Annotated in this window: 21 protein-coding genes; 9 read left to right on the top strand and 12 right to left on the bottom strand. The window is 62.6% G+C overall.

Translation table 11 applies throughout. The annotated features are described in order from the left end of the window. Positions 1-18: 18 nt before the first annotated feature. From NDJ82_RS22535 to NDJ82_RS22545, 3 genes are all read left to right on the top strand, one after another. Positions 19-621 (top strand): DUF4136 domain-containing protein, encoded by a 603-nt coding sequence (locus tag NDJ82_RS22535; protein ID WP_099583587.1) that lies wholly within the window; start codon positions 19-21, stop codon positions 619-621. Positions 622-666: 45 nt separating this feature from the next. Further along, a complete protein-coding gene (locus tag NDJ82_RS22540; RefSeq protein ID WP_250926317.1) occupies positions 667-1,224 on the top strand; it encodes a DUF4136 domain-containing protein in 558 nt (185 codons plus the stop codon). 117 nt (positions 1,225-1,341) lie between these two features. Next, positions 1,342-3,288: a pilus assembly protein TadG-related protein gene (locus NDJ82_RS22545; protein WP_250926318.1), complete on the top strand. Its 1,947-nt coding sequence runs from the start codon at positions 1,342-1,344 to the stop codon at positions 3,286-3,288. On the opposite strand, the gene NDJ82_RS22550 is transcribed toward NDJ82_RS22545, so the two are convergent. Both NDJ82_RS22550 and NDJ82_RS22555 read right to left on the bottom strand, forming a co-directional pair. Further along, positions 3,273-6,011 (bottom strand): PAS domain-containing sensor histidine kinase, encoded by a 2,739-nt coding sequence (locus NDJ82_RS22550; RefSeq protein WP_250926319.1) that lies wholly within the window; start codon positions 6,009-6,011, stop codon positions 3,273-3,275. The two genes, NDJ82_RS22545 and NDJ82_RS22550, sit on opposite strands and share 16 nt — an antisense overlap. After that, positions 6,008-6,451 (bottom strand): TadE/TadG family type IV pilus assembly protein, encoded by a 444-nt coding sequence (locus NDJ82_RS22555; RefSeq protein WP_099583583.1) that lies wholly within the window; start codon positions 6,449-6,451, stop codon positions 6,008-6,010. Before NDJ82_RS22555 ends, NDJ82_RS22550 begins: the two co-directional genes overlap by 4 nt. Positions 6,452-6,523: 72 nt before the next feature. On the opposite strand from NDJ82_RS22555, the gene NDJ82_RS22560 reads away from it, so the two are divergent. Together NDJ82_RS22560 and NDJ82_RS22565 are read left to right on the top strand one after the other, a co-directional pair. Then, positions 6,524-6,973 carry a prepilin peptidase gene (locus NDJ82_RS22560; RefSeq protein ID WP_250926320.1) on the top strand — a complete coding sequence of 150 codons (450 nt, stop codon included), beginning with the start codon at positions 6,524-6,526 and terminating at the stop codon, positions 6,971-6,973. Between the two features lie 126 nt (positions 6,974-7,099). Beyond that, positions 7,100-7,882, top strand: coding sequence for a response regulator transcription factor (locus NDJ82_RS22565; RefSeq protein WP_250926321.1), 783 nt, complete (start codon positions 7,100-7,102; stop codon positions 7,880-7,882). Positions 7,883-7,893: 11 nt separating this feature from the next. Here the strand turns inward: NDJ82_RS22565 and NDJ82_RS22570 are convergent, their stop codons facing one another. The 8 genes from NDJ82_RS22570 to cpaB are packed head-to-tail and all read right to left on the bottom strand — an operon-like array spanning position 7,894 to position 15,300. Continuing rightward, entirely contained in the window at positions 7,894-8,160 is a 267-nt protein-coding gene (locus NDJ82_RS22570; protein ID WP_112193246.1) for a DUF3613 domain-containing protein, read from the bottom strand. A 10-nt stretch (positions 8,161-8,170) separates the two neighbouring features. Beyond that, positions 8,171-8,875 carry a tetratricopeptide repeat protein gene (locus NDJ82_RS22575; RefSeq protein ID WP_099583579.1) on the bottom strand — a complete coding sequence of 235 codons (705 nt, stop codon included), beginning with the start codon at positions 8,873-8,875 and terminating at the stop codon, positions 8,171-8,173. A gap of 10 nt (positions 8,876-8,885) precedes the next feature. Beyond that, positions 8,886-9,773, bottom strand: a complete 888-nt coding sequence (locus tag NDJ82_RS22580; protein WP_158878337.1) for a type II secretion system F family protein — start codon at positions 9,771-9,773, stop codon at positions 8,886-8,888. 1 nt (position 9,774) lies between these two features. Beyond that, positions 9,775-10,656, bottom strand: coding sequence for a type II secretion system F family protein (locus tag NDJ82_RS22585; protein ID WP_099583577.1), 882 nt, complete (start codon positions 10,654-10,656; stop codon positions 9,775-9,777). Between the two features lie 10 nt (positions 10,657-10,666). After that, the gene (locus NDJ82_RS22590; protein WP_099583576.1) at positions 10,667-11,938 is read right to left on the bottom strand and encodes a TadA family conjugal transfer-associated ATPase; all 1,272 of its coding nucleotides are present in this window, start codon (positions 11,936-11,938) and stop codon (positions 10,667-10,669) included. Continuing rightward, a complete protein-coding gene (locus NDJ82_RS22595) occupies positions 11,935-13,128 on the bottom strand; it encodes a CpaE/TadZ family protein (protein ID WP_191959598.1) in 1,194 nt (397 codons plus the stop codon). The genes NDJ82_RS22590 and NDJ82_RS22595 overlap by 4 nt, the downstream gene beginning before the upstream one ends. Next, the gene (locus tag NDJ82_RS22600) at positions 13,125-14,342 is read right to left on the bottom strand and encodes a type II and III secretion system protein family protein (RefSeq protein ID WP_099583574.1); all 1,218 of its coding nucleotides are present in this window, start codon (positions 14,340-14,342) and stop codon (positions 13,125-13,127) included. Before NDJ82_RS22600 ends, NDJ82_RS22595 begins: the two co-directional genes overlap by 4 nt. Before the next feature lie 19 nt (positions 14,343-14,361). After that, on the bottom strand, positions 14,362-15,300 hold the full coding sequence (gene cpaB, locus NDJ82_RS22605; RefSeq protein WP_250926322.1) for a Flp pilus assembly protein CpaB: 939 nt from the start codon (positions 15,298-15,300) through the stop codon (positions 14,362-14,364). Positions 15,301-15,629: 329 nt separating this feature from the next. On the opposite strand from cpaB, the gene NDJ82_RS22610 reads away from it, so the two are divergent. Next, positions 15,630-15,827 carry a Flp family type IVb pilin gene (locus NDJ82_RS22610; RefSeq protein WP_112193254.1) on the top strand — a complete coding sequence of 66 codons (198 nt, stop codon included), beginning with the start codon at positions 15,630-15,632 and terminating at the stop codon, positions 15,825-15,827. Positions 15,828-15,874: 47 nt separating this feature from the next. Continuing rightward, on the top strand, positions 15,875-16,279 hold the full coding sequence (locus tag NDJ82_RS22615) for a response regulator (RefSeq protein ID WP_112193256.1): 405 nt from the start codon (positions 15,875-15,877) through the stop codon (positions 16,277-16,279). A gap of 96 nt (positions 16,280-16,375) precedes the next feature. Here the strand turns inward: NDJ82_RS22615 and NDJ82_RS22620 are convergent, their stop codons facing one another. Both NDJ82_RS22620 and NDJ82_RS22625 read right to left on the bottom strand, forming a co-directional pair. Continuing rightward, positions 16,376-17,224, bottom strand: a complete 849-nt coding sequence (locus tag NDJ82_RS22620; protein WP_250926323.1) for a MaoC family dehydratase — start codon at positions 17,222-17,224, stop codon at positions 16,376-16,378. A gap of 2 nt (positions 17,225-17,226) precedes the next feature. Beyond that, entirely contained in the window at positions 17,227-18,570 is a 1,344-nt protein-coding gene (locus NDJ82_RS22625; protein ID WP_250926324.1) for a 3-oxoacyl-ACP reductase, read from the bottom strand. A 105-nt stretch (positions 18,571-18,675) separates the two neighbouring features. Between NDJ82_RS22625 and NDJ82_RS22630 the strand changes: the two genes are divergently transcribed. Both NDJ82_RS22630 and NDJ82_RS22635 read left to right on the top strand, forming a co-directional pair. Next, positions 18,676-19,953, top strand: coding sequence for an acetyl-CoA C-acetyltransferase (locus NDJ82_RS22630; protein WP_112193262.1), 1,278 nt, complete (start codon positions 18,676-18,678; stop codon positions 19,951-19,953). A gap of 124 nt (positions 19,954-20,077) precedes the next feature. Continuing rightward, on the top strand, positions 20,078-20,977 hold the full coding sequence (locus NDJ82_RS22635; protein ID WP_112193264.1) for a PA4780 family RIO1-like protein kinase: 900 nt from the start codon (positions 20,078-20,080) through the stop codon (positions 20,975-20,977). Positions 20,978-21,185: the final 208 nt, after the last annotated feature.

A 21,185-nucleotide genomic window follows, 5' to 3' on the forward strand; every position in this document is an offset into this window, starting at 1 on the left:
CAGTCTGCGGAGGTCGAAATGCGTCGTCTCTGTTTGATCCTGTTATCCCTCGGGCTGGGCGCGTGTTCCAGCCCCAACCCTTATGTGGCGGCGTCTGCGCCTCTGCCACCGGCGCCGGCCCAGGCGGCCACCACCTTTGATGCCAGTGCGTATCCTGCGCCGGTGCGCGACTACGGCGCCTACCGTAATTGGGCGTGGCGCAACGGCCAACTGCCGGCGGGCTCGGCCTGGGCGGATTCGGCGCAAATTGCCGAAGCCGTCAGCGGCGCGCTCGACCAACGCGGCCTGCGGCCCTTGCACGACAACCGCGCGCCCGACGTGCTGGTCAGTGCGGACGTGCGCCTGGAGAAGCGTCTCAAGCAAGTCCAGGATGACTACGGTTACGGCTACGGCGGCTACAACCGCTACGGCAATGGCTACGGGATGTACAACTCGGCGCCGATCGTGCGCACTTACGAGGTGACGGTAGCCGTGGTGCGGGTCAATCTGTTTGACGCCCGCAGCGGTCAGCCCGTGTGGAGCACCAGCGCCGAAACTGCCAGCCAGGGCAGCCTCGGCGAACGCGCCGATGCCTTGCGCCAGGCCGTGCAAAAGGCCATGAGCGCCTACCCGCCCCGTTAACCGCTATTCTCATTTCAAGCGCTGTTCGCTTTTTGGAGAAAAACCATGTTTCGTCGCATCGCTACGCTCGCTTTTGTCGTGCTGCTGGGCGGTTGCCAGACCAGCCAGGTCAACCACGACTATGACGCCAGCCGAGACTTCGGCGCCTACCGCAACTGGGCCTGGAAAGACCCGGCCCTGCAATACCGCCCTGATGATCCACGGATCAAGAGCGACCTCACCGAACAACGCATCCGCCAAGCCGTGGGCGAGCAACTCGACCAACGCGGCCTGCGCCCCGCCGCAGCCGGTACCAAGGCCGACCTCACCGTACAGGCCTACCTCATCGTCGAAGACCGCCAGCAGCAAGTCACCACCAACTACGGCGGCGCCTGGGGCGGCCCGTGGAACGGCTACTGGGGCGCGCCGATGTACAACGAAACGCGCAACATCACCTACAAAGTCGCGACCCTCCAGATCGACTTGCTCGATGGCAAGGACGGCAAACTGGTGTGGCGCGGCAGTGATGAACAGCTGATGAGCAGCACGCCCAACCCACAGGACCGTGATAACGCGATCCGCACGACGGTGACGCACATCCTTTCCAGCTACCCGCCGCACTGACCTGGCCCGCCACTGGATCAACCCGAACAGCAATTTATGGCCACTGGCCAACGCACTTCCCAAGCCTTGTCTACACTCCACAGCACCTACGGAGAGTAAGCGCTAAGGAGTGCCTTGATGTCTCCCCGACCTGGTTTCAGACAGCGTGGTGCGATTGGCTTGATGGCAGCGGGGACCCTGGCCGTGGCTATGGTCTTCATGCTGCTGGCAGTGGACAGCGGTCGCCTGTACCTGGAAAAGCGCAAATTGCAGTCCATCGCCGACAGCGCCGCCCTGGAAGCGGCGGGGCGTAGCGGCGTGTGCACGCCAACCTCCACCGCCAATGACTTCGCCATACAGAACGCCACCCGCAATGGCTTCACCGTGGTCGCCGGCGACACCACCCGTGGCTTGGCCGTGACCTGCGGCTCACTGGCAACCAACGCGAGCAATATCCGCGTCTACACCGCCGATGCCAGCAAGAACGACGCAATCCGCGTGGTGGCGACTAACAGCGTGATGACCAGCATCGCCGGCGGTATCTGGAACATGTTCAGCGGCACGCCGATATCCACGCAAACGGTGCTGACCGCCACCGCCGTGGCTGCGTTTGCACCGCCGGTCGCACAACTGACGATTCGCAGCAGCCTGGCAACGGTCGATTCCACCAAATCCCCGCTGCTCAACCTGGCGCTCGGCAATCTGCTCGGCGGCAGCCTGTCGATCACGGCAGCCGGCTGGAACGGATTGTTGCAGACCAACGTCAATCTGCTCGGTTTCCTTGACCAACTGGCGGTGCAATTGAACGTGACCGCTGGCGACTACGATGCATTGCTCAACACCGCCGTGTCCGCCAGCCAACTGATCGATGCCACCGTGAAGGTACTGCAAAAAAATGGCGCGGTGGCCACGGCGGTGATCAACGATGTGATCTCAGTGAAGGCCATCGCCCCCACTACCCAACTGTTGAAAGTCGGCGACTTGTTGAAAGTCGCCACCGGGACGCCCGCCGCCGCGCTGAACACCAATGTGCAGCTGTTTCAACTGTTGGAAGCGGTGGCGCAGTTGTCCAGCAGCAAAAGTGCGGTGAGCGCGGCGACCCAGGTGAGTATTCCGCTGGTGGGCAATGTGTCGATCCAGACCAAGGTGATTGAGGCGCCGCAGCTGTCGGCCATAGGCAACCCCGCGCTGGCCAAGGCCGGGCTGTTGAAAAGCCCGCCAACTGATCAGATTTTCGTGCGCACCGCGCAAGTGCGGACCCTGGTGGTGGTGCAGGCGCCGATCCTCAAAGTGGTCTCAGGTGTCTCGTCCATCTTGGCGGGCTTGACGACCCCGGTATCGAAAGTGGTCGGCGGCCTGCTCAACCTGAACCTGCCCGATGTGGTGGGCGGTATCTTGTGTGTCGTCGGCTGCAATGTGGCGGATGTGGACATCACGCAAACGTTGTCGATTTACATCGAAGCGGCCAGCGCCGAGAGCCACGTCACCGACTACAGTTGCGCCACGCCGGCGACCAAGTCGCTGACTGTGCAGGCCACCACGTCCCTTGCCACCTTGGGTGTCGGTTATGTGGACCCGGTGTCGGCGTTTTCGTCGTCGGCGGCGGTGACTGTGCAACCGATCCGGCTGATCGATTTTGGCCAGAAATACTGCCTGCTGACCTTGATCTGCGGGCCGCGTACTGCTGGTGTCGGCGGCGGCTTGAACCTGCGCGCCCTGACCACGGTGGCGGCGCAGACCAACCCCATGGTGTTTCTGCCGGTGGCGGAGATGAACGCGACACCCACCTATAAAAACGCGCCCGGCACCGCCAACATCGTCGACAGCCTCGGCACCACCTTGAGCGGCTTGCAGGTCACTTACGTGCCGCCCACCGGCAGTTCGCCGAACAACCCCACCGCCACAGTGACGACGGCACTGGCGTCAATCGTCAGCAGCGTGGTTGGACTGATCCAAACCGTGCTTGCGCCGATCCTCGATCCCATCGTCAACACGCTGCTGGCGGCGCTGGGCATTAATCTGGGCAACGCCGAAGTCGGCGCCAACCTCACTTGCCACATGGGCCGCGCCTATCTGGTGATCTGAAGAATGGGCAACTCCACGCAAAACCGCGCACCGTCGGCGCCATTGCTGACGCTCAGGCGTCCGCCCATGTTCTCGACGATCCCGTAGCTCACCGAGAGCCCCAGCCCGGTGCCCACGCCAATCGGCTTGGTGGTGAAGAACGGCTCGAAAATCCGCTCCATCAGGCGCGGGTCAATACCACCGGCGTTGTCTTCTACCCAGATGCGCACATGACGACTGTCATGCTCGCTATGCAGCGCAATCCATGGCTGCAGCTGCGGATTTTTCTCACGCTGGCCGAGCAGCGCATCGCGGGCGTTGACCACCAGGTTGATCAGCACTTGTTCGAGCTGATCGACGTAGCCGTTGACCTGCACGACAAAGTCCGCCGGTATCACCCGTAGATCGAGGCCTTTGCCCTTCACCCCTTCGCTGAGCAACGACAACGCGCCTTCGACCGCCTGTGCAGGATCAAACGGTTGCTGCTCGATTTCCGAGCGGCGGCCGAACACGCGCATATGGTCAACCACCCGCGCCGCACGCTGCACCTGGGCGTCGATGCGCTGGAGTTTTTCGGTGAGGTAGTCGACCGGCGCGTCGCCGCTGCTCAGGCGTTTGAGCACGTTGACGATGGCCATGCGCATGACGTTCAACGGTTGATTGATCTCGTGGGCCAGCCCGGTGGCCATTTCGCCGAGGGTGGCCATTTTCGCGCTTTGGGTCAGTTGTTGCTGGGAGCGGCGTACTTCGGTGTTATCGCGGCCCACGGCCTGGACTTCCACCAGTGTGCCGTTCGCGTCGAAGACTCCACGGTCAGACCACACCCACCAGGCGTGCTCGCGGCCGGGCAGTTCCAGGCTGATTTCGGCGGTGCTCACCGGGAACTCCGGCGTCAGTTGGCGGATGCGTTGCACAAAGGCCTGGCGCTGTTCGTCCGACAGCCAATGGCCCAGGTTCACCCCCGGCAGTTGCGCCGGCGGGCATTCCAGGTAGTTGGCCAGCGGCGTGTTGCCGAAGGTCAGGGTCAGGTCCGGAAGGTAGCGGCAGATCATCGCCGGTGAGTCTTCCACCAGGATGCGGTAGCGCTCTTCGCTTTGCTTGACGTGCTCGGCGGCGAGGGTCGCTTCGGTCACGTCCAGCCACAGGCCGACGGCTTCTACCGGCAGACCGAGGTCATCGCGCAGCAACTTGGCTTCATCGAGCAGCCAGTGGTAGTGGTCCCGTTTGTCGCGTACGCGGTAGCGGCTGCGCACGGTGCCTTCGCGCAGCAACTGGCGGGTGCGTTCGAAATAGACATCGCGGTCGTCGGGGTGGATCAACGACAGCAGGTTGTCGTGATTGCAGTCGTCGAGGGTCCAGCCCAGCAGCGGCAGCAGGCTGTCGCTGAAGAACGCCGGGTGCAGCGCGCCGCTGACATAACGCTGTACATAGATGACGGCAGGAGCGCTGGCGATCAGGTTGTCCAGGCGTGCGTGGGCGGCGGCGGCTTGCAGTTGCTGGTTCTTGATATCGCTGATGTCGAGCATCACGCCGATCCAGCGCTGGCTGTCGCCCAGCCCCAGCACCTGGCCCTGCACGCGGTACCACAGCGGGTGGCCTTCGGCGTCGCTGCGTTGCAGGCGCACGCTGGCGAGCAGCGGTTTGCCCAGGACTTGCAGATCGTGCAGGCGGCTGTCGAACTCCTGGCGGTCGGCGGGGTGGATCAATTCGAGCCAGGCTGCCTGTGGCTGGCGCCTGGCGCCGTCTTCCTGGCCGAGGCTGCGTAACAACTGCGGGGCGAGCTGGATTTCGCGGGTGGTCGGCAGCAACTCCCACCAGCCGGTGCCGAGCAGGCCTTGCAAGGCTTCTACGCGCTCCAGCTGTTGATGGTAACGCTGCTCGCGCAAACGGCTCAGCAGCGGCGCGGCGAGGGCGGCGCACAGGTGCAGCCATTCGGTGTTGCTGATCTGCGCCTGCCCCTCATAAAAGCCGCACAGCAGCCACGCGGCAACGCCCTGACCATCGCGGTAGGGCACCAGAAAACCGTCGGCATCACCGAACACGCTGTGCAGCCGGGGGTTGTCGCTGCGGCCATTGGGCAGGCTCAAGGGGACGTTGCCATTGACGCTGTCGAGGCTGGTGCCCAGGGGCTGGTCGGCCTGCCACAAGGTCGGTGCGTCGTGGCCGGCGTATTGGCTGTAGATCCGCCAACCCTGGGTTTCATCATCCAGCAGCGCCAACGCGACACAGGGAATGTGCCAGTGCTGCGACAGGCTGCGCAGTTGTTCGTTGAGCACTTCCGGCAAGCGGCTCAGGCTGCACACGCGCAGCTGCTCGCTCATGCGGCTGGCGAGCTGATGGTTCTCCTCGCGATCGCCGGCCTGTTGGTGCTCGGCGAGCAAGTCGCTGACGTCCATCAGGTGCAGGTTCCAGCCGTCGCCGTCGGGCTCGATCCAGCCGCGCAGATGCAGGATTTTGCCGGCGCTTGCCTGGAAATCCAGGTCCAGGCTCTGGTATTGCCAGTCTGCTGGGTTGCCCTCGACGCTGAGGACACTGGCCGCGCACAGCAGCTCACGCAGCAGTGGCTTGTGCTCGCTGGCGGCGGGTGCGGCGAGTTGCGAGCGCAGGGTGCCGCCGATGTGCAGGACATGGCCCAGCTGATCCAGGTGCACGTGCAGCCCGGTTGCGGGCATGGCCGTTATTTCGCGGGCCAGGGCGTCGGTGCGGCCCAACAGGCGCCCGAAGAGGTTGTCCCCCGCCGTCAAAGTTGCAGACTCGAACGCGCGTAGAGGCTGGCCGGCAGACTGGGGACGGTGCCCACGCCGGGTATCACCAGCGCCGGGAACACGGAGTACAGATTAGTGGTGGGGTAGCTGATCGCCACGGTCAGGGTGGTGCCGACGTAGGTTGAACTGATGTAGCTGCTCTGAAAGTTGAAACTGGCGGGGATCCAGCTCAATTGGCTGACGACCGTGTCTTTGGCGCGTTGGGTGACCTGTGTGCCATACGCGGTGCCGGCAGCCACTGGATCGACCGCCATAGCCTGGCGCACCGCTTCGGCTGCCGCCTGATTGAAAGATTGCATCAACAGCAGCGGCAGGCTGTAGCTGATCAATCCATAGAACACCGCAAAAAAGATCCCGAAAACCAAGGCGAACTCAATCGCCGCGGCACCTTTTTGCGTTCTGGGGAGGCTGGTTCTCATGACTGCGTCTACCCTGACGGCTACTACTTGATATCAGCATAGAATCATTCAGCAAAAAGGGATGTTTTTTACGTGATCCATGGCGCGGTGTTGCTACTTTGGCTGAGTGTCTGTGCCGTGCAGGATTTTCGTCAGCGGCATATCGCCAACGGGCTGACCCTCGGCGCGGCGCTGCTGGCCCTGCTGTATGTGGTGTGGACGGGCTGCACCTGGCTGGGTGCGCCAGCAGGCGAGGGCGCGTGGGCGCTGGTGTTGGCCTTGCTGCTGACCTTGCCGGGGTACGCGCTGGGCCGCTTCGGCGCGGGGGACGTAAAGCTGCTCGCGGCGCTGGGATTGGCCACCACGGTGAATCATTTGCTGTGGTCGCTGATTCTTGCGGCGGCGCTGCTCGCGGCCTCGTCGCTTGTGCATCAAGGGCTTGGCGCGCGCCATGAAACAGCGACGAGGCGCACGTCAAGAAAGCAGCCTTTCGCACCGTTTGTATTGACAGGTTTTGCCCTGTATTGGTTTTGGATCCACTAGTCGCACAAGGCCTCTATCGCTATGTACATAGTCGGAAAGTAGGGCTAGGTTTATTGAGCAGATGATTCACATTCTGCGTCGAAAGGGATAGGTCAATCATTTGGCTTGCCAGGCATGGAGTAACGTGTGAACAAGCTCACTTCGGCTGTAAAAGTGCTCGTGGTCGACGATCAACCACTGATCGTCGAGGAGCTTTGTGAATTTATCGAAAATAGCGGCTATCGCTGCGTCCCTTGCGAATCCAGCCGCCATGCCTTGCAGCGCTTCACCGAAGACACGGAGATTGGCCTGGTGTTGTGCGACTTGCACATGCCGGACATGGATGGGATCGAACTGGTCCAGGCCATGCAGAACATCGCGGGCAAGCATCGTGCGTTCGAGGCGATCATGCTCACCGGGCGTGCCGATAAACAGGACGTGATCAAGGCCCTGCGCGCCGGCATCTCGGACTACTACCAGAAGCCGATCGACCTCGAAGAACTGCTCGAAGGCCTGCAGCGCCAGGAAGCCGCATTGGAGGAGCGTCAGAAGGAATTGCACCTGGGGCAACTGAACCTGAAGCTGCAATACCTTTCCGAATCCATCAACGATCTGTATCAGGATCTCGACAAGGTGCGTCGCAGCCCGAGCGTGGCGGACGCGGCCGAGTCGGTCGGCGAGGAGCCTGCGCCGGTGGAAATCCCGGCCATGTTCGATCAGCTCTCACCGCGTCAGCTCGACGTTGCCCGTCTGGTGGGCAAGGGGCAGACCAACTACCAGATCGCCTGCGAACTCGGCATCACCGAAAACACCGTCAAGCTGTATGTGTCGCAGGTGTTGCGCCTGACCCATATGCACAACCGCACCCAACTGGCGCTGGCGCTGTCGCCGAGTAACTCGGTCATGCGTCAGCGGGTCACGGCGCACTGACGCTCATCACTTCATTTACTGTCGCCACCGCCGGACGAGCTGGATTTCGACTCGAAGTATTCCGGGATCGGATGCTTGTTGCTGTCCAGCCAGCGTTGCAGGGCCTGTTCGCGTTCCGCCGGCGTGGTGGTTTGCGGGGTGGGCGACGCGGCGAGACCATTGACCTGCAGCGCCAGCCAATTTTCCGTTTCAGCCTGCTGTGGGGACGAAGGCCCCGGCTCGATGGCCGCCGCGGCCAGCGGCAGCAGGCTCAGGCACATCAGTAAATGGGCTTTCATACTCGACTCCTTACTTGATCGTCACGGGCAGGGCATCGGCGACGGCCGCGACTTTGCGTGCAGGGCTGCGCTTGAGTTTGGCCGCGCGCGCCTGGGCTTCGGTGACTTGCGCGGGGCTCAGGCCCAGTTGGCTGACCACTTTGGCCGCTTGTCCCCAGTCGTCCTGATAAATCAGCAACGTCACCAGGTTGACGGCGGCCAACGGGTCGCTCTGCTTGAGCTCGATGGCCGTCAAGAATTCAAAGCGCGCTTCTTCCAGGCGCGATTGGTTGAGGTAGACCACACCCAGGTCATTGCGGATCTTCTCGTCGGTGGGCGCCAGCCGCGCAGCATTTTGCAGATGGACCAGCGCCTGGGCGTTGTCGCCCCGCGCCACCGCCAATTGCCCCAGCCCGTGTTCACCCTCGGCGGCCATGCAGGTGCCGATCAGGCTGCGGTACAACGGCTCGGCCTCGCTGCGTCCCAGCAAGCGATAGGCGCGGGCCTTGCGCTGGCGCACCTGGGGCAGCGTATCGGGCAGGCTTTGCAGGTTGGCCAGGCTGGCGTGGAGCTTGTCTTCGTTGGCCATGTCGTCGGCCAGGTTCAGCGCCAGGTCCTGTTCCGAACTGGGCTTGGCGCAACTGCCGGGCGACGTGAATGAGGCCCAGGGCGTCTGCCCGTTGCTGGCGCAACCGCCGAGCAGCAGCAGGGCCATGGCGGCAATCAGTGGTTTCATCGGGTGCTCCTTAAAAATGGACCAGGGCTCGGGCGATGCCGATAAAGGCCGGGCCGCCGAGGACAATCAACAATGCCGGAAACAGAAACACCATCATCACCACCGACATCTTCGCCGACATCTTCGAGATGAATTCCTGCAGATTGGTCAGGCGCCGGTCGTCGAGCAATTGCTTGAGCGCCAGCAGGGACTTCATTGCGCCGCCGCCCTGGGTGATCAACTGCTGGAGGATGACGCAGGTGTCGGTGAACTCGTCGACTTCCAGCAAGTGCGCGGTCTTGCCCAGCTCCTCGCCCAGTTCCAGGCCGGAATCGACCCGCGCCAGGATCAGGCGCAATTCGTGGGTAAGGTCGGGCAGCAAGCGTTGCGCCTCGCTGCCCAGTACGCGCAACGATTGTTCAATCGCCATGCCCGACTCGAACAGGATGCGCAGCAGCGGGATAAACGTGGAGATTTCCCTGGCGATGCGCTGCTGGCGGTATCTGGCGGCGGTGGCCAGCACGCGCTTGGGCAGCAGGTAGCCGACGCCCAGGGCCAGCAGCGGGGCGATCCACACGGGTTCCACCTCGGGGAACAGCAGTTCCTGGCCAAGCAGGGTCAAGGCCATCAGTACAAACGGCACGCCGATCTGCAGTGCGGCAAACAGCGAGCGTTGGCTGGATTTGCGCCAGCCTACGCGGTTGAGCAGGGTCTGCGTTTCGCTGTCCAGGCTCACCGAGCCCTGGGCCAGCGAGCTTGCGCCCAGTAGCCGGATGAGCGAGCCGAGCCTGGCTTCGCTGGTGATGCGCCCCTGCAGGCGTTCCGTCACCCGGCGCTCGCGGCGCCGATGCTCCAGCACCTGACCGCCCACCAGGACCAGCGCCGCGAGAAACAACAGGGCACCCACCAGAAGCACCATCTCAGACACTCCTCAACATGCGCCACATGGCGAACGTGCCCGTCAGGTCCATCGCGGTGGCAGCCAGCAACATGTGGCGCCCGGTGTCGTCATTCCACATGGTCATCAGGTAGCCGGGGTTGACCAGGATGAAGTAAGCCACCATCAAGATCGGCAGCCCACCCAGCACATAGGCGGTCATGCGGGTTTCGCCGGTCATGGCCTTGAGTTGACGCGAGGCCTGTTCGCGCTCGCGGATCATCCTGATCAGGTTTTCCAGCAGTTCGCTGGCATTGCCGCCGTAGCGGTGGTTGACCTTGAGGCCCAGGGCGAACAGGCGAAACTCGTCCTGTTCGTAGAACTCGGCGAAGTCGCTGACCGAGTCGGGCAGGCTGACGCCCATGCGCACGTTACGCTGTACGCGGCCCATGGCCTCCTTGAGTGGGTTTTCGACACCTTCGATGCCGCCCAACACCGCGTCGGCCAGGGTTCTGCCGGATTTGAGGCTGCGCACGCTGTGGTCGAGCAACTGCGGGAGTTGCTCGACCATGCGCTGGACGCGGCGCTGGTAACGCCAACCGATGTAAAGGCGCAGCACCAACGGCGGGCCGACGATCATCGTGAACAGGCCCCAGCCGTCGCCCAGCAGGTAGCCGAAGAGGGCGCCGATCACCCACGCACTCAACCACAGGCCCAGGCGGTCGGTGGGCTTACCCAGCCCTGCACGCAGGAACATGCGCTCAAGACCGCTCCAGGACGTGCTCGCTTCGGCGGTCTCGGGCTGCCCGTCGCCCAGGCGTTCCAGCACGCGGTCGGTCTGGGCCTTGCGCAGGCTGTTGTCGAACAGCCACAGCGACAGGCCGATCAGCAGCAGGCAAATAAGCAGCAGCAAGGGTCCGGTCATTCAGCGCCCCCTATAGCGGCAAGGCCGATTCGCGGCGCAGTTTGTCGCCTGCGGGGTGGATGGCTTCGCGCAGGAAACCGAAGCCGGTGCGCCGGTCCAGGCGGAACAGGGTATTGGTGACATACACGTCATCGCGCACGCCGACCACTTCCACCACTTCGCTCACACAGCGGCGGCCATCGGGCATGCGCGTGAGTTGGATGATGACGTCCAGTGCGGCGCAGATCATCTGGCGCAGGGTTTTTTCCGCGACCACGCGACCGGTCAACCCCACCAGGGTTTCCAGGCGCAGCAACGCATCCTGCGCATTGTTGGCGTGCACGGTGCTCATGGAACCGTCGTGACCGGTGTTCATCGCGGTCATCACATCGAGCACTTCGACGCCGCGGATTTCGCCGAGGATGATGCGGTCCGGGCGCATCCGCAGGGCGTTGCGGATCAGGTCGCTGGACCGCACTTCGCCATGGCCTTCGGCATTCGGCGGGCGGGTTTCGAGGCGCACGACGTGGGGGTGCCCCAGTTGCAGTTCGGCAACGTCTTCGATGGTCACCAGCCGTTCACGGGGGTTGATCAACTGGCTGAGGATATTGAGCAGGGTGGTCTTGCCGGTGCCTGTGCCGCCGCTGATCAGAATATTGCAGCGCTTGCCGACGGCCTCCTGGAAGAACTCGAAGATGCTCTGGTCGATGGTCTGCATGGCTACCAGGTCGCTGCTCTTGAGCATGTCCTTGCGAAATTTGCGGATCGACAGACACGGCCCGTCCAGGGCTATCGGCGGGATGATCGCATTGACCCGGCTGCCATCGGGCAGACGCGCATCCACCATCGGCGACGACTCGTCGAGGCGTCGGCCCAGTGGCGCAAGGATGCGCTGCATCACGCGCTCGACGTGATGGTCGTCGATAAAACGCAGGTCACTCTGGTGCAGCAGGCCTTCGCGTTCGATAAATACCCGATGCGGCCCGTTGACCAGAATCTCGGTCACTGACGGGTCGCGCAGCAGCACTTCCAGCGGGCCGAAACCTGTGAGTTCGTCGACGATCTCTTCGGCCAGCCGCTCCATTTCATAGCGCGAGATTGCCAGGCGCATGCGCGTGATGTATTCGGAGACTTTGTCGATGACAAATTGCGCGAGGGATTGGCGCGTGCCTTCGAGCAGGTTCCTGCCCGACTCTTCAATGGCGTCGATGATGTAGCGATGCAGCACCAGCTTCAAGCCGTCGTTATCGCTTTTGCCATTGGCGTTGCGGGCGGGCCCGCCGAAGAGTTTTTCGCCGCTCATCGTCCAGCCCCCAGGATGCGTTCAAACCAGCGCATTGACGGTTTTTCCAGGCCTTCGGAGCGTTTCGCCAGACGCTCGCCCAAGGTGCGCACGGCTTGGGTCAAGGGTTCGCGGGGCGCCAGGACAAACAGGGTCTGGCCCTGGTTTTTCACGTTCAGGCGCAGTTCGGCGCTCAAGGGCAGGACGGCGATGCACTGCAGGCCGAAGCTTTTTTCCAGCGCTTCGGTGTCGGGCGCGCATGACTTGATGTAGCGATCGATCACCAGCTTGGCGTGATCGAGCTTCATGCCTTTGTCGCGCCAGCGGTTGAGGACTGCCAGGTTGCGGCGACAGTCCAGGACGTTCTGGTCGGTGCACCACAGCAGCTTGTCGCAGTGGCTGACAAAGGTGCGCAGCGCTTCGCTGTCCGGTTGCCCGGTGATGTTGACGACGATGTGCTGGAAATGCTGGCGCAGTGCACTGAGCAACATGAACAGTTCGGCCGCGCTGGTGAGCTTGAGCGGTTCGTCGCCGGTGGCGTACGCGAGGATACGCAGGCCGTCCTTGGCCGTGGTGAATGCGCTGTTGATCAACGTGGTATCAAGGCGGCGCAAATGGCGCAGCGCATCGCCGAAATTGAAGGTGCTTTCCAGGCCCAGCAGCGCCAGGCTGTCGCTGCGCGGCAGGCCGAGGTCCAGCACCAGCGTCTGTTGCCCGCTTTTCTGCACCACCATGGCCAGGTGCGTCGCCAGCATCGCGCCGTCGGCATTGCTCTGGGTGCCATACAGCACGGTCAGCCCGCCCAGTTGCGCATTCGACGTGACGGGCGGCAGGCGCTTGCTCAGGCGCCGCACCAGGCCGGCGACTTCGCTGGAGCGTGAGCCGTAGGCAACAAAATCCCGCGCGCCAGCGCGCATGGCGTTCAGCACTAACTGGTTGTCCATGCCGTCGCCAAGGGCGACCACCGCGAGCATCGGCTTGGCCTCCAGCGCACCTTCGATCAATGCGCTCTGGGCCACCACGTTTTCCCGGTCGAGGCCCACGAACACCAGGTTGGCGAAGGTCACGTCCACCAGGGCGAGCAATTCATCCAGCGAGCCACTGCCGGCACTGACCACCTGGCCCAGTGGCGCAAGGGCGCCCTGCAGCCATTCAAGGTCGGTGTCGTTGCGGGTGATTGCCAGAAACGTCTGGCTCAGGCTATCGCTCATTGGGACAGTCCGCTGCGACGGTCGAAGTTGCCGTTTTCGAGGAAAAACATGCGGTACCAGTTCGGGTCGTAGCTGCGCAGTTTTTCGCCGGGCAAAGAGGGCAAGCGAGCGTTGGCCGCCAGCGGTTGGACAAGGTGCGGCGTGACGATCATCAGCAGTTCTTTTTCTTCACGGTTGATGTTGGAGTCGCGAAAAAACGCACCGAGGATCGGGATGTCACCCAGGCCTGGAAACTTGCTGATGGTCGAACGGTTATTGCTGCTGATCAGGCCGCTGATCACGAAGCTTTCACCATCGGCCAGGGACACGCTGGTGTCGGTGCGGCGCACGGTCAGGGCCGGCACCTGGATGCCCTGGATCACCACCGCGTTGCTGTAGTCCAGTTCGCTGACTTCCGGCGCCACCTTGAGGGTGATGCGGTTGCGGTCGATCACGGTGGGAGTCAGGGTGAGGCGGATGCCGAACTCCTTGTACTCGATGGAAATGGTGTCACTGCCTGCGCTGGGCACCGGCACCGGGACTTCGCCGCCCGCGAGGAAGGTCGCGCTCTGGCCGCTCATGGCCACCAGGCTCGGGCGCGCGAGGGTGTAGGCAAAACCGCTGCGTTCCAGGGCGTTGATCATGGCTTTGACGCGGCCGCCGCCAAAGCCGACGTTGAAACTGTCGGTGCTCACCGGCAGTTTGAACACGCCTTCGGAGGGCGACAGCAAGTTCGGGCTGCCGAGGAAAAAGTTGGTGCCCATGCCGAGAAACTTGGTGCTGGCTTCCTTGAGCTTGGTGCGGCTGACTTCGACAAAGCGGATATCGGTCTGTACCTGGCTGGGCAGTGACGGGTCCTCCGACGGCGACAGCGACAGGCTGGTCAGCGCCGACGTAGCCTTGCCCTTGACGAACACCATGCTCTGGCGCGGCGCGCTGGCGCAGGCGGTCCACACCAGCAGGCTGGTGGCGCCCGCGCCGACACCGGTGAGCAGAAAATTGCGGTCACCGTGGACCCGCACATCGGCGATCTTCGGGTCGCCAATCGCCAGGCGCGTAATCGCCACCGGCGACTGCAGTTCCTGTTGCAGCCCTTCGCCCACCTCGACCACGGCAGGCAACTGGCCCAGGGCGCTGCAGTTGCCCGGCGCCGCCACTGCGAGGCCGACCGACAGGCTCGACAGCATCAGGGCGCAGGCGATGTGCGTGAACAGCGGGGCATAGCGATGGCTCATTCAAGGCATCCTTGCTCAATCACGGGTTTTGCGGCGCCGCTTGGGCGCCGCGAATCACTTCAATGCCACGTCGTACGCTTGGCCCTCCGCTGGTGACGGCGACGGCGACGCGTTTGGGCGGCGCGCTCATGGCCAGTTGGGTGAATTGGTAGAGGTCGCGGTTGGCGCTTTGCAGTTTTTGCGCCGCATCGCTGTCGCCGGCCCAATAGCGGCTGAGCAGTTGCTCGTCGGCGCTGCGTACGGCCAGGCGCAACGTACCGGCTTGCGTGGCGAGCATCAGGCGGCTCAATAGAGGCTCCGGCACGGCGAGCACGACGCTGCGTGCAGCGGCCCGGCGTTGCGCGGCCTGGATACGTTCTTCGGCCGTGACCGGCGGCGGCATGGCGGGTTGGCCATCGTTGGTCAGACCCAATTGGTCGCCGACGCTGAGCAAGCGCATCGCCGGGACCACGATCTGCGCCGACGGCTCGGCGTTGCCCGGCTCCTGGCGCAGAAACAGCAGCACGTCCACGTAATCGCCGGGGCTCAGTTGGCCACCGGCACCCACCACTTCATCGACCGCAACCGCCAGTGCGCGCTCGTCGGGGCGAATCATGCGGGCCAGCGGGCCGCCCGTACTGAAGCTTTCCTGATTAAGCCAAGTGCCCGCGCTCAGGGGGCGCTGCGGGGTGCGGCCGATCGCCTGGTCAAGTTGGGTCAGGCTGCCGGCAGGCACCGTGCGCAGCTTTTCCACGGCCAGGTCGGTTTCGGTCAGCGCTACGAAAGGCGGCACATCGCGCGCCAGCACCACGACCGGGAGGCGGGTCTGGTCTTCGGCGGCAGCGGCGGGTTTTTCAGCAGAAATGACAGGTTCGGCGACGGGGGCGGGTTGGCGGCTCAGCACCAGCCCCCAATACCCCGCGATCAACGCCCCGACCAACAGCACGCCAGCCAGGATCATGCTGATACGACTGTTCATGACGGCTCTCCCTTTCCGGTTGCACTACAGTCCCGCCAATCCAAACGAGTTAATTCGCAACCTGGCTGTGATGAACATCTAACGATTTGGCTATTTGAAGGTAGCTCAGCTAGGACGAAATGCCATTACCTGACAAAAAATTTACCGGAACTAAAGATCCGCCTCCTTGAACGCTTGGTTTTATGACGCCAACTTTGCGACTAATACTTTGTGATTAACTCGTTATTACAGTTGTGAGCCCAGGGTTTGTTGACAATGCTCTAGTGGCACGCCGCATAGATCGTGCTAGAGCCGTACCGGCAATCAGTGGCGCTTTAGGGAGAAGTCATATGTTCCTTGACCTGATAGTGAAGCTTTACGTGCAGACGCAACTGTTCTTCAAACGCAGCGAGGGTGCCTCAGGTATTGAATACGCCATTATTGTGGCGCTGGTTGCCCTTGTCATTGTCGGTGCAGGGACCGGATTGGGCACCAAGATAAGTACCATCTTCACCAACATGTCGACCAAAATGCCGACAGGGACTTGATGCCAGGTTGTGCCAGTCATTCGATCTTTTCCCTCGCAGGTACGGCCATGAGCGCATCTTCTTCACGCCAGCAAATCTTATTGGTGGACGATGAAGAGGACGCCCTGATCGAGCTCGCCGAATCTCTCGAAAACGAGGGATTCGTCTGCTTTACCGCCACCTCCGTCACCTTCGCCTTGCAAGAATTGACACTTCATCCGGATATTGCCCTGGTCATCACCGACCTGCGCATGCCCGAAGAAAGCGGGATCTCCTTGATCAAGCGCCTGCGCGAACACACCTCACGCTCGCACCTGCCGGTGATTGTGATGTCGGGTCATGCCGAGATGGATGATATGAGTGACATGTTGCGCCTGCAGGTGCTCGACCTGTTTCGCAAGCCGATCTACCTGGTGCGGTTGATCGATACGTTGGATAACCTGTTTCCGCTCAAAAAGCATTCATCCTCGTGAGCACTGTGCACCTCGTCAGAGTTGATAACTGAAGCTCAAGGAATACCGCGGCTTGCGGTTGAGGCTGTCGAGAGCCTCGTCCGAGATCGGCGGTTTTTATGCGATTGGCCGCCATTTACCCAGCATATGTTCAATGTCTGCGGCGCCTTTCAGCAGTAATTCGCCGCTGGAACCGGAGGCGCTGCTGTGCAATATCACTTCGCTGGGCAGGCGCACCGGCTTCTTGAACACTACGTCGATTTCCACATTGGCAGCGGGCAGGTGCTCACCGAGGGCCGCAAGTGTGCGCGCCTTGTTCCAGAGTCCATGGGCGATGGCCTGGGGGAAGCCAAACAATTTGGCAGTCGGCGCACTCAGGTGGATCGGGTTGTAGTCGCCGGAGACCCTCGCGTAACGACGGCCGATATTGGTGGGGGCTTTCCAGCGGGTCAGTTCGCTGATCTGCGCAGGAGTGGGCTGGGTGTCATCGGCTGCTTCGCCTTCGAGTTTTACGCCTCGGCAGAGCATCCGGCTCTCGGCTTCCCACAGCACGCCTAGAGCATCTTCGACAGTGGTCACCACCTCAAAGGTTGCGCCCTTGGCGTGAGGTTGCAGGTTTTGCGTGTGCACAGCGATGGACAGCTCGTTTACGCCGCCCAGCGGTCGATGGATGCGAATGCGATTGCTCAGGTGGATCAACCCCAGCAACGGGAAGGGAAATGCCTTGTCCGTGAGCAGCTGCATCTGCAATCCAAACGCCAGGATGTGCGGATAGGTCGCCGGCAGGATCGGGCTGTCGGCAAAGCCGCAGACCTTGCGATACGCCGCCACTTCCCCGGGGCTGACGCTGACCCGACAGCGCAGGCCCTGCTCAGGCAGCGTGCTGCCGGTAATCTTGCGCTTGAGCGCCGCCCGCCAATACAACGGCGGCAGAAACGGAGTATTGCCTAAGGTCTGCCATTCCATATTTACGCTCCCAATAGACTTTGCCCGCACACCCGCAATGCTTGCCCGCTGACCGCGCCGGAGCCCGGCTGGCCGAGCCAGGCCACGGCTTCGGCGACGTCCTGGGGCAAACCGCCTTGGCCCAGGGAACTCATGCGGCGCCCGGCTTCACGCAGGGCAAACGGGATATGCGCGGTCATCTGGGTTTCGATAAACCCTGGCGCCACGGCGTTGATGCTGATCCCGCGCTCCTTGAGCAACGGCGCCCATGCCTGCACCAGTCCGATCAAACCCGCCTTGCTCGCGGCGTAGTTGGTTTGCCCACGGTTGCCGGCGATGCCACTGATAGAGGCCAGCACCACCACGCGGGCGTTGTCGTGTAGGCGACCGCTGTCGAGCAGCGCCTGGGTCAGCACTTGTGGCGCATTGAGGTTGACCGCCAGCACCGCGTCCCAATATTCCGGGGTCATGTTGGCCAGGGTTTTGTCACGGGTGATGCCCGCGTTGTGCACCAGGATGTCGAGGCCATCGGGCAAGTGTTCGATCAACTGGCCGGCGGCGTCTTCGGCGCAGATATCCAGCACCACGGTGCGCGCACCCAGGCGCGCGGCGAGGGCTTCGAGGTCGGATTTTGCTTGCGGCACATCCAGCAGGATGACTTCGGCACCGTCGCGGGCCAGGGTTTCGGCGATGGACGCGCCGATGCCGCGCGCCGCGCCAGTGACCAGCGCTTTGCGTCCGGCCAGTGGGCGGGTCCAATCCTCGACGGGGGTGGCGCAAGCCTGCAGGCGGATCACCTGGCCAGAGATGTAGGCGCTTTTCGGCGAGAGGAAGAAACGCAGCGCGCCTTCCAACTGGTCCTCGGCACCCTCGCCGACGTACAGCAGTTGCAACACGCCGCCGTTGCGCAGTTCCTTGGCCAGTGAACGGCTGAAGCCTTCCAGGGCGCGTTGGGCGCTGGCGGCAAACGGTTCGCTGAGATTTTCCGGAGCGCGGCCGAGGATCACCAGGTGAGCGCTGTTGGCGAGGTTTTTCATCAGCGGCTGGAAGAACTCGCGCAGTTGCTTGAGCTGGTCGGTGTGTTGCAACTCGCTGGCATCGAACACCACGGCCTTGAGCTTGGGGCCGTGTCCGGGAATCCAGGTGGATGACTCGGCGCCGTAGGTGTAAGTCGCGTCAGTGAGTTTGTGGGCAAATGCCTGCACCTTGCTCGCCAGGGCACCACCGCCCAGCAGCAGTGCACCGTCTACCGGGCGCAGGCGTCCGGCTTGCCAGCGTTCCAGGCGTACCGGTGACGGCAGGCCAAGGGCGGCGACCAGACGATGGCCGAGGCTTGAGTTGGCGAAGTCGATATAACGGTCAGACATGGAACGCTCTCCGAAGGCTGGGGTTCAAAGGGTTGACCATCCCAGGGTAGCAGTCGTTCGACTAGGCTCAGTGATCAAGCCCATAACAGACAGAGGGAGCTTTCCATGACTCAATTGCGCCGTGTAGCGATCATTGGTGGTAACCGCATTCCGTTCGCCCGTTCCAATGGCCCGTACGCTACCGCGAGCAACCAGGCGATGCTGACCGCCGCGCTGGAAGGCTTGATCGAACGCTACAACCTGCACGGCCTGCGCATGGGCGAAGTGGCCGCGGGTGCGGTGCTCAAGCATTCGCGGGACTTCAACCTGACCCGCGAATGCGTGCTGGGCTCGCGCCTGTCGCCGCAAACCCCGGCCTATGACATCCAACAGGCCTGCGGCACCGGGCTGGAGGCGGCATTGCTGGTGGCCAACAAGATTGCCCTGGGCCAGATCGAATGCGGCATCGCCGGCGGGGTCGACACGACGTCCGACGCGCCGATTGGGGTGAATGAAGGGCTGCGCAAGCTCCTGCTGCAAGCCAACCGCAGCAAATCCATGGCGGATAAATTAAAAGTCCTGTTACAACTTCGTCCCCATCACCTTAAGCCCGAACTGCCGCGCAATGGCGAGCCGCGCACCGGTTTGTCCATGGGCCAGCACTGTGAGTTGATGGCGCAGACCTGGCAGATCCCCCGCGCCGAGCAGGACCAGCTTGCACTGCAGAGCCATCAGAAAATGGCGGCCGCCTATGCCGAAGGCTGGCACAACGATCTGCTCACCCCGTTTCTGGGCCTGACCCGCGACAACAACCTTCGCCCCGACCTGACGCCGGAAAAACTCGCCGCCCTCAAGCCGGCCTTCGAACGCAGCGAAAAGGGCACGCTCACCGCCGGCAACTCCACGCCGCTCACCGATGGTGCATCCCTGGTGCTGCTGGGCAGTGAGGCGTGGGCGAAAGAGCGGGGCTTGCCGATCCTGGCGTACCTGCGCGACGGCGAAGCGGCGGCGGTGGATTTCGTCAACGGCGCCGAAGGCCTGTTGATGGCGCCGGTGTACGCGGTGCCGCGTCTGCTGGCGAGGAATGGTCTGACGTTGCAGGACTTCGATTACTACGAGATTCATGAAGCTTTCGCAGCTCAGGTGTTGTGTACGCTCAAGGCCTGGGAAGATGCGGACTACTGCAAGACCCGCCTCGGGCTGGACGCACCGCTGGGTGCCATCGACCGCAGCCGGCTCAATGTGAAGGGCAGTTCCCTGGCCGCCGGCCACCCGTTTGCCGCCACCGGTGGGCGCATCGTTGCCAACCTGGCTAAATTGTTGGATGCAGCAGGCAAGGGCCGTGGGCTGATTTCGATCTGCGCCGCGGGCGGTCAAGGCGTGACGGCGATCATTGAGCGTTGAAACTGGCATATTGGATGCATTCTTAAGCAATCAACGGTCGGTAGCCCCTCCCACCGGCGAGCCGATTGCCGTATAACGAGTGCCATACGCGTATTTGGTAATAAAGGACCCACAATAAAAGCTGATGAAGACTCCTAAACGCATTGAACCCCTGATCGAAGACGGTCTGGTCGACGAAGTGCTGCGCCCTCTCATGAGTGGTAAAGAAGCAGCTGTTTATGTGGTGCGCTGCGGCAACGAATTGCGTTGCGCCAAGGTTTACAAGGAGGCGAATAAACGAAGCTTTCGTCAGGCCTCCGAATACCAGGAAGGCCGTAAGGTCCGTAACAGCCGTCAGGCCCGGGCCATGGCCAAGGGCTCCAAGTTCGGTAAGAAAGAAACCGAGGATGCCTGGCAGAACGCCGAAGTGGCGGCGTTGTTCCGCCTGGCCGGCGCGGGCGTTCGCGTGCCCAAGCCCTACGACTTCCTTGAAGGCGTGCTGTTGATGGAACTGGTGGCCGACGAATACGGCGATGCGGCGCCGCGTCTGAACGACGTGACACTGGAGCCGGATCAGGCGCGCGAATACCACGCCTTCCTGATTTCCCAGATCGTGCTGATGCTGTGTACCGGCCTGGTGCACGGTGACCTTTCCGAGTTCAACGTACTGCTGACGCCTACCGGCCCGGTGATCATCGACCTGCCCCAGGCGGTCGATGCGGCGGGCAACAACCATGCGTTCAACATGCTGGAGCGCGACGTGGGCAACATGGCTTCCTACTTCGGACGCTTTGCCCCGGAGTTGAAGAAGACCAAGTACGCCAAGGAAATGTGGGCGCTGTACGAAGCCGGCACCTTGCACCCGGCCAGCGTCTTGACCGGTGAGTTCGACGAGCCGGAAGAGTTGGCGGATGTGGGCGGCGTGATCCGCGAGATTGAAGCGGCGCGGCTGGATGAAGAGCGCAAGCAGGCGATTCGAGCGGCAGACGATGCGCCATCTAGCAAAGTGCCGGACGAGCCACCGCCGCCGCCCTGGATGCAGTGATCTCAGGGTAGATGAGGTTAAAAATGTGGGAGGAGGCTTGCCTCCGATAGCCATAGGTATCTACACAACTTCCCGTGGATACTGAATCTATGGCAACTGGGCTGTTGTGGTGAGCGGGCTTGTCCCGCGCTGGGCTGCGAAGCAGCCCCATCAAAGCCACCGCGTTTTTTCAGAAAAACCAAGTTGCCTGGTTTTGGGGCTGCTGCGC

The organism is Pseudomonas sp. SR18, from assembly GCF_023701505.1.
Lineage (GTDB): Bacteria > Pseudomonadota > Gammaproteobacteria > Pseudomonadales > Pseudomonadaceae > Aquipseudomonas > Aquipseudomonas cyclaminis.

Bases quoted from the DNA above. Each gene is read 5' to 3' on its own strand.
- cpaB (WP_250926322.1), bottom strand. From the start codon at position 15,300: ATGAACAGTCGTATCAGCATGATCCTGGCTGGCGTGCTGTTGGTCGGG.
- NDJ82_RS22580 (WP_158878337.1), bottom strand. From the start codon at position 9,773: ATGGTGCTTCTGGTGGGTGCCCTGTTGTTTCTCGCGGCGCTGGTCCTG.
- NDJ82_RS22585 (WP_099583577.1), bottom strand. From the start codon at position 10,656: ATGACCGGACCCTTGCTGCTGCTTATTTGCCTGCTGCTGATCGGCCTG.
- NDJ82_RS22595 (WP_191959598.1), bottom strand. From the start codon at position 13,128: ATGAGCGATAGCCTGAGCCAGACGTTTCTGGCAATCACCCGCAACGAC.
- NDJ82_RS22620 (WP_250926323.1), bottom strand. From the start codon at position 17,224: ATGGAATGGCAGACCTTAGGCAATACTCCGTTTCTGCCGCCGTTGTAT.
- NDJ82_RS22600 (WP_099583574.1), bottom strand. From the start codon at position 14,342: ATGAGCCATCGCTATGCCCCGCTGTTCACGCACATCGCCTGCGCCCTG.
- NDJ82_RS22555 (WP_099583583.1), bottom strand. From the start codon at position 6,451: ATGAGAACCAGCCTCCCCAGAACGCAAAAAGGTGCCGCGGCGATTGAG.
- NDJ82_RS22575 (WP_099583579.1), bottom strand. From the start codon at position 8,875: ATGAAACCACTGATTGCCGCCATGGCCCTGCTGCTGCTCGGCGGTTGC.
- NDJ82_RS22615 (WP_112193256.1), top strand. From the start codon at position 15,875: ATGAGCGCATCTTCTTCACGCCAGCAAATCTTATTGGTGGACGATGAA.
- NDJ82_RS22570 (WP_112193246.1), bottom strand. From the start codon at position 8,160: ATGAAAGCCCATTTACTGATGTGCCTGAGCCTGCTGCCGCTGGCCGCG.
- NDJ82_RS22625 (WP_250926324.1), bottom strand. From the start codon at position 18,570: ATGTCTGACCGTTATATCGACTTCGCCAACTCAAGCCTCGGCCATCGT.
- NDJ82_RS22535 (WP_099583587.1), top strand. From the start codon at position 19: ATGCGTCGTCTCTGTTTGATCCTGTTATCCCTCGGGCTGGGCGCGTGT.
- NDJ82_RS22635 (WP_112193264.1), top strand. From the start codon at position 20,078: ATGAAGACTCCTAAACGCATTGAACCCCTGATCGAAGACGGTCTGGTC.
- NDJ82_RS22630 (WP_112193262.1), top strand. From the start codon at position 18,676: ATGACTCAATTGCGCCGTGTAGCGATCATTGGTGGTAACCGCATTCCG.
- NDJ82_RS22610 (WP_112193254.1), top strand. From the start codon at position 15,630: ATGTTCCTTGACCTGATAGTGAAGCTTTACGTGCAGACGCAACTGTTC.
- NDJ82_RS22590 (WP_099583576.1), bottom strand. From the start codon at position 11,938: ATGAGCGGCGAAAAACTCTTCGGCGGGCCCGCCCGCAACGCCAATGGC.
- NDJ82_RS22545 (WP_250926318.1), top strand. From the start codon at position 1,342: ATGTCTCCCCGACCTGGTTTCAGACAGCGTGGTGCGATTGGCTTGATG.
- NDJ82_RS22540 (WP_250926317.1), top strand. From the start codon at position 667: ATGTTTCGTCGCATCGCTACGCTCGCTTTTGTCGTGCTGCTGGGCGGT.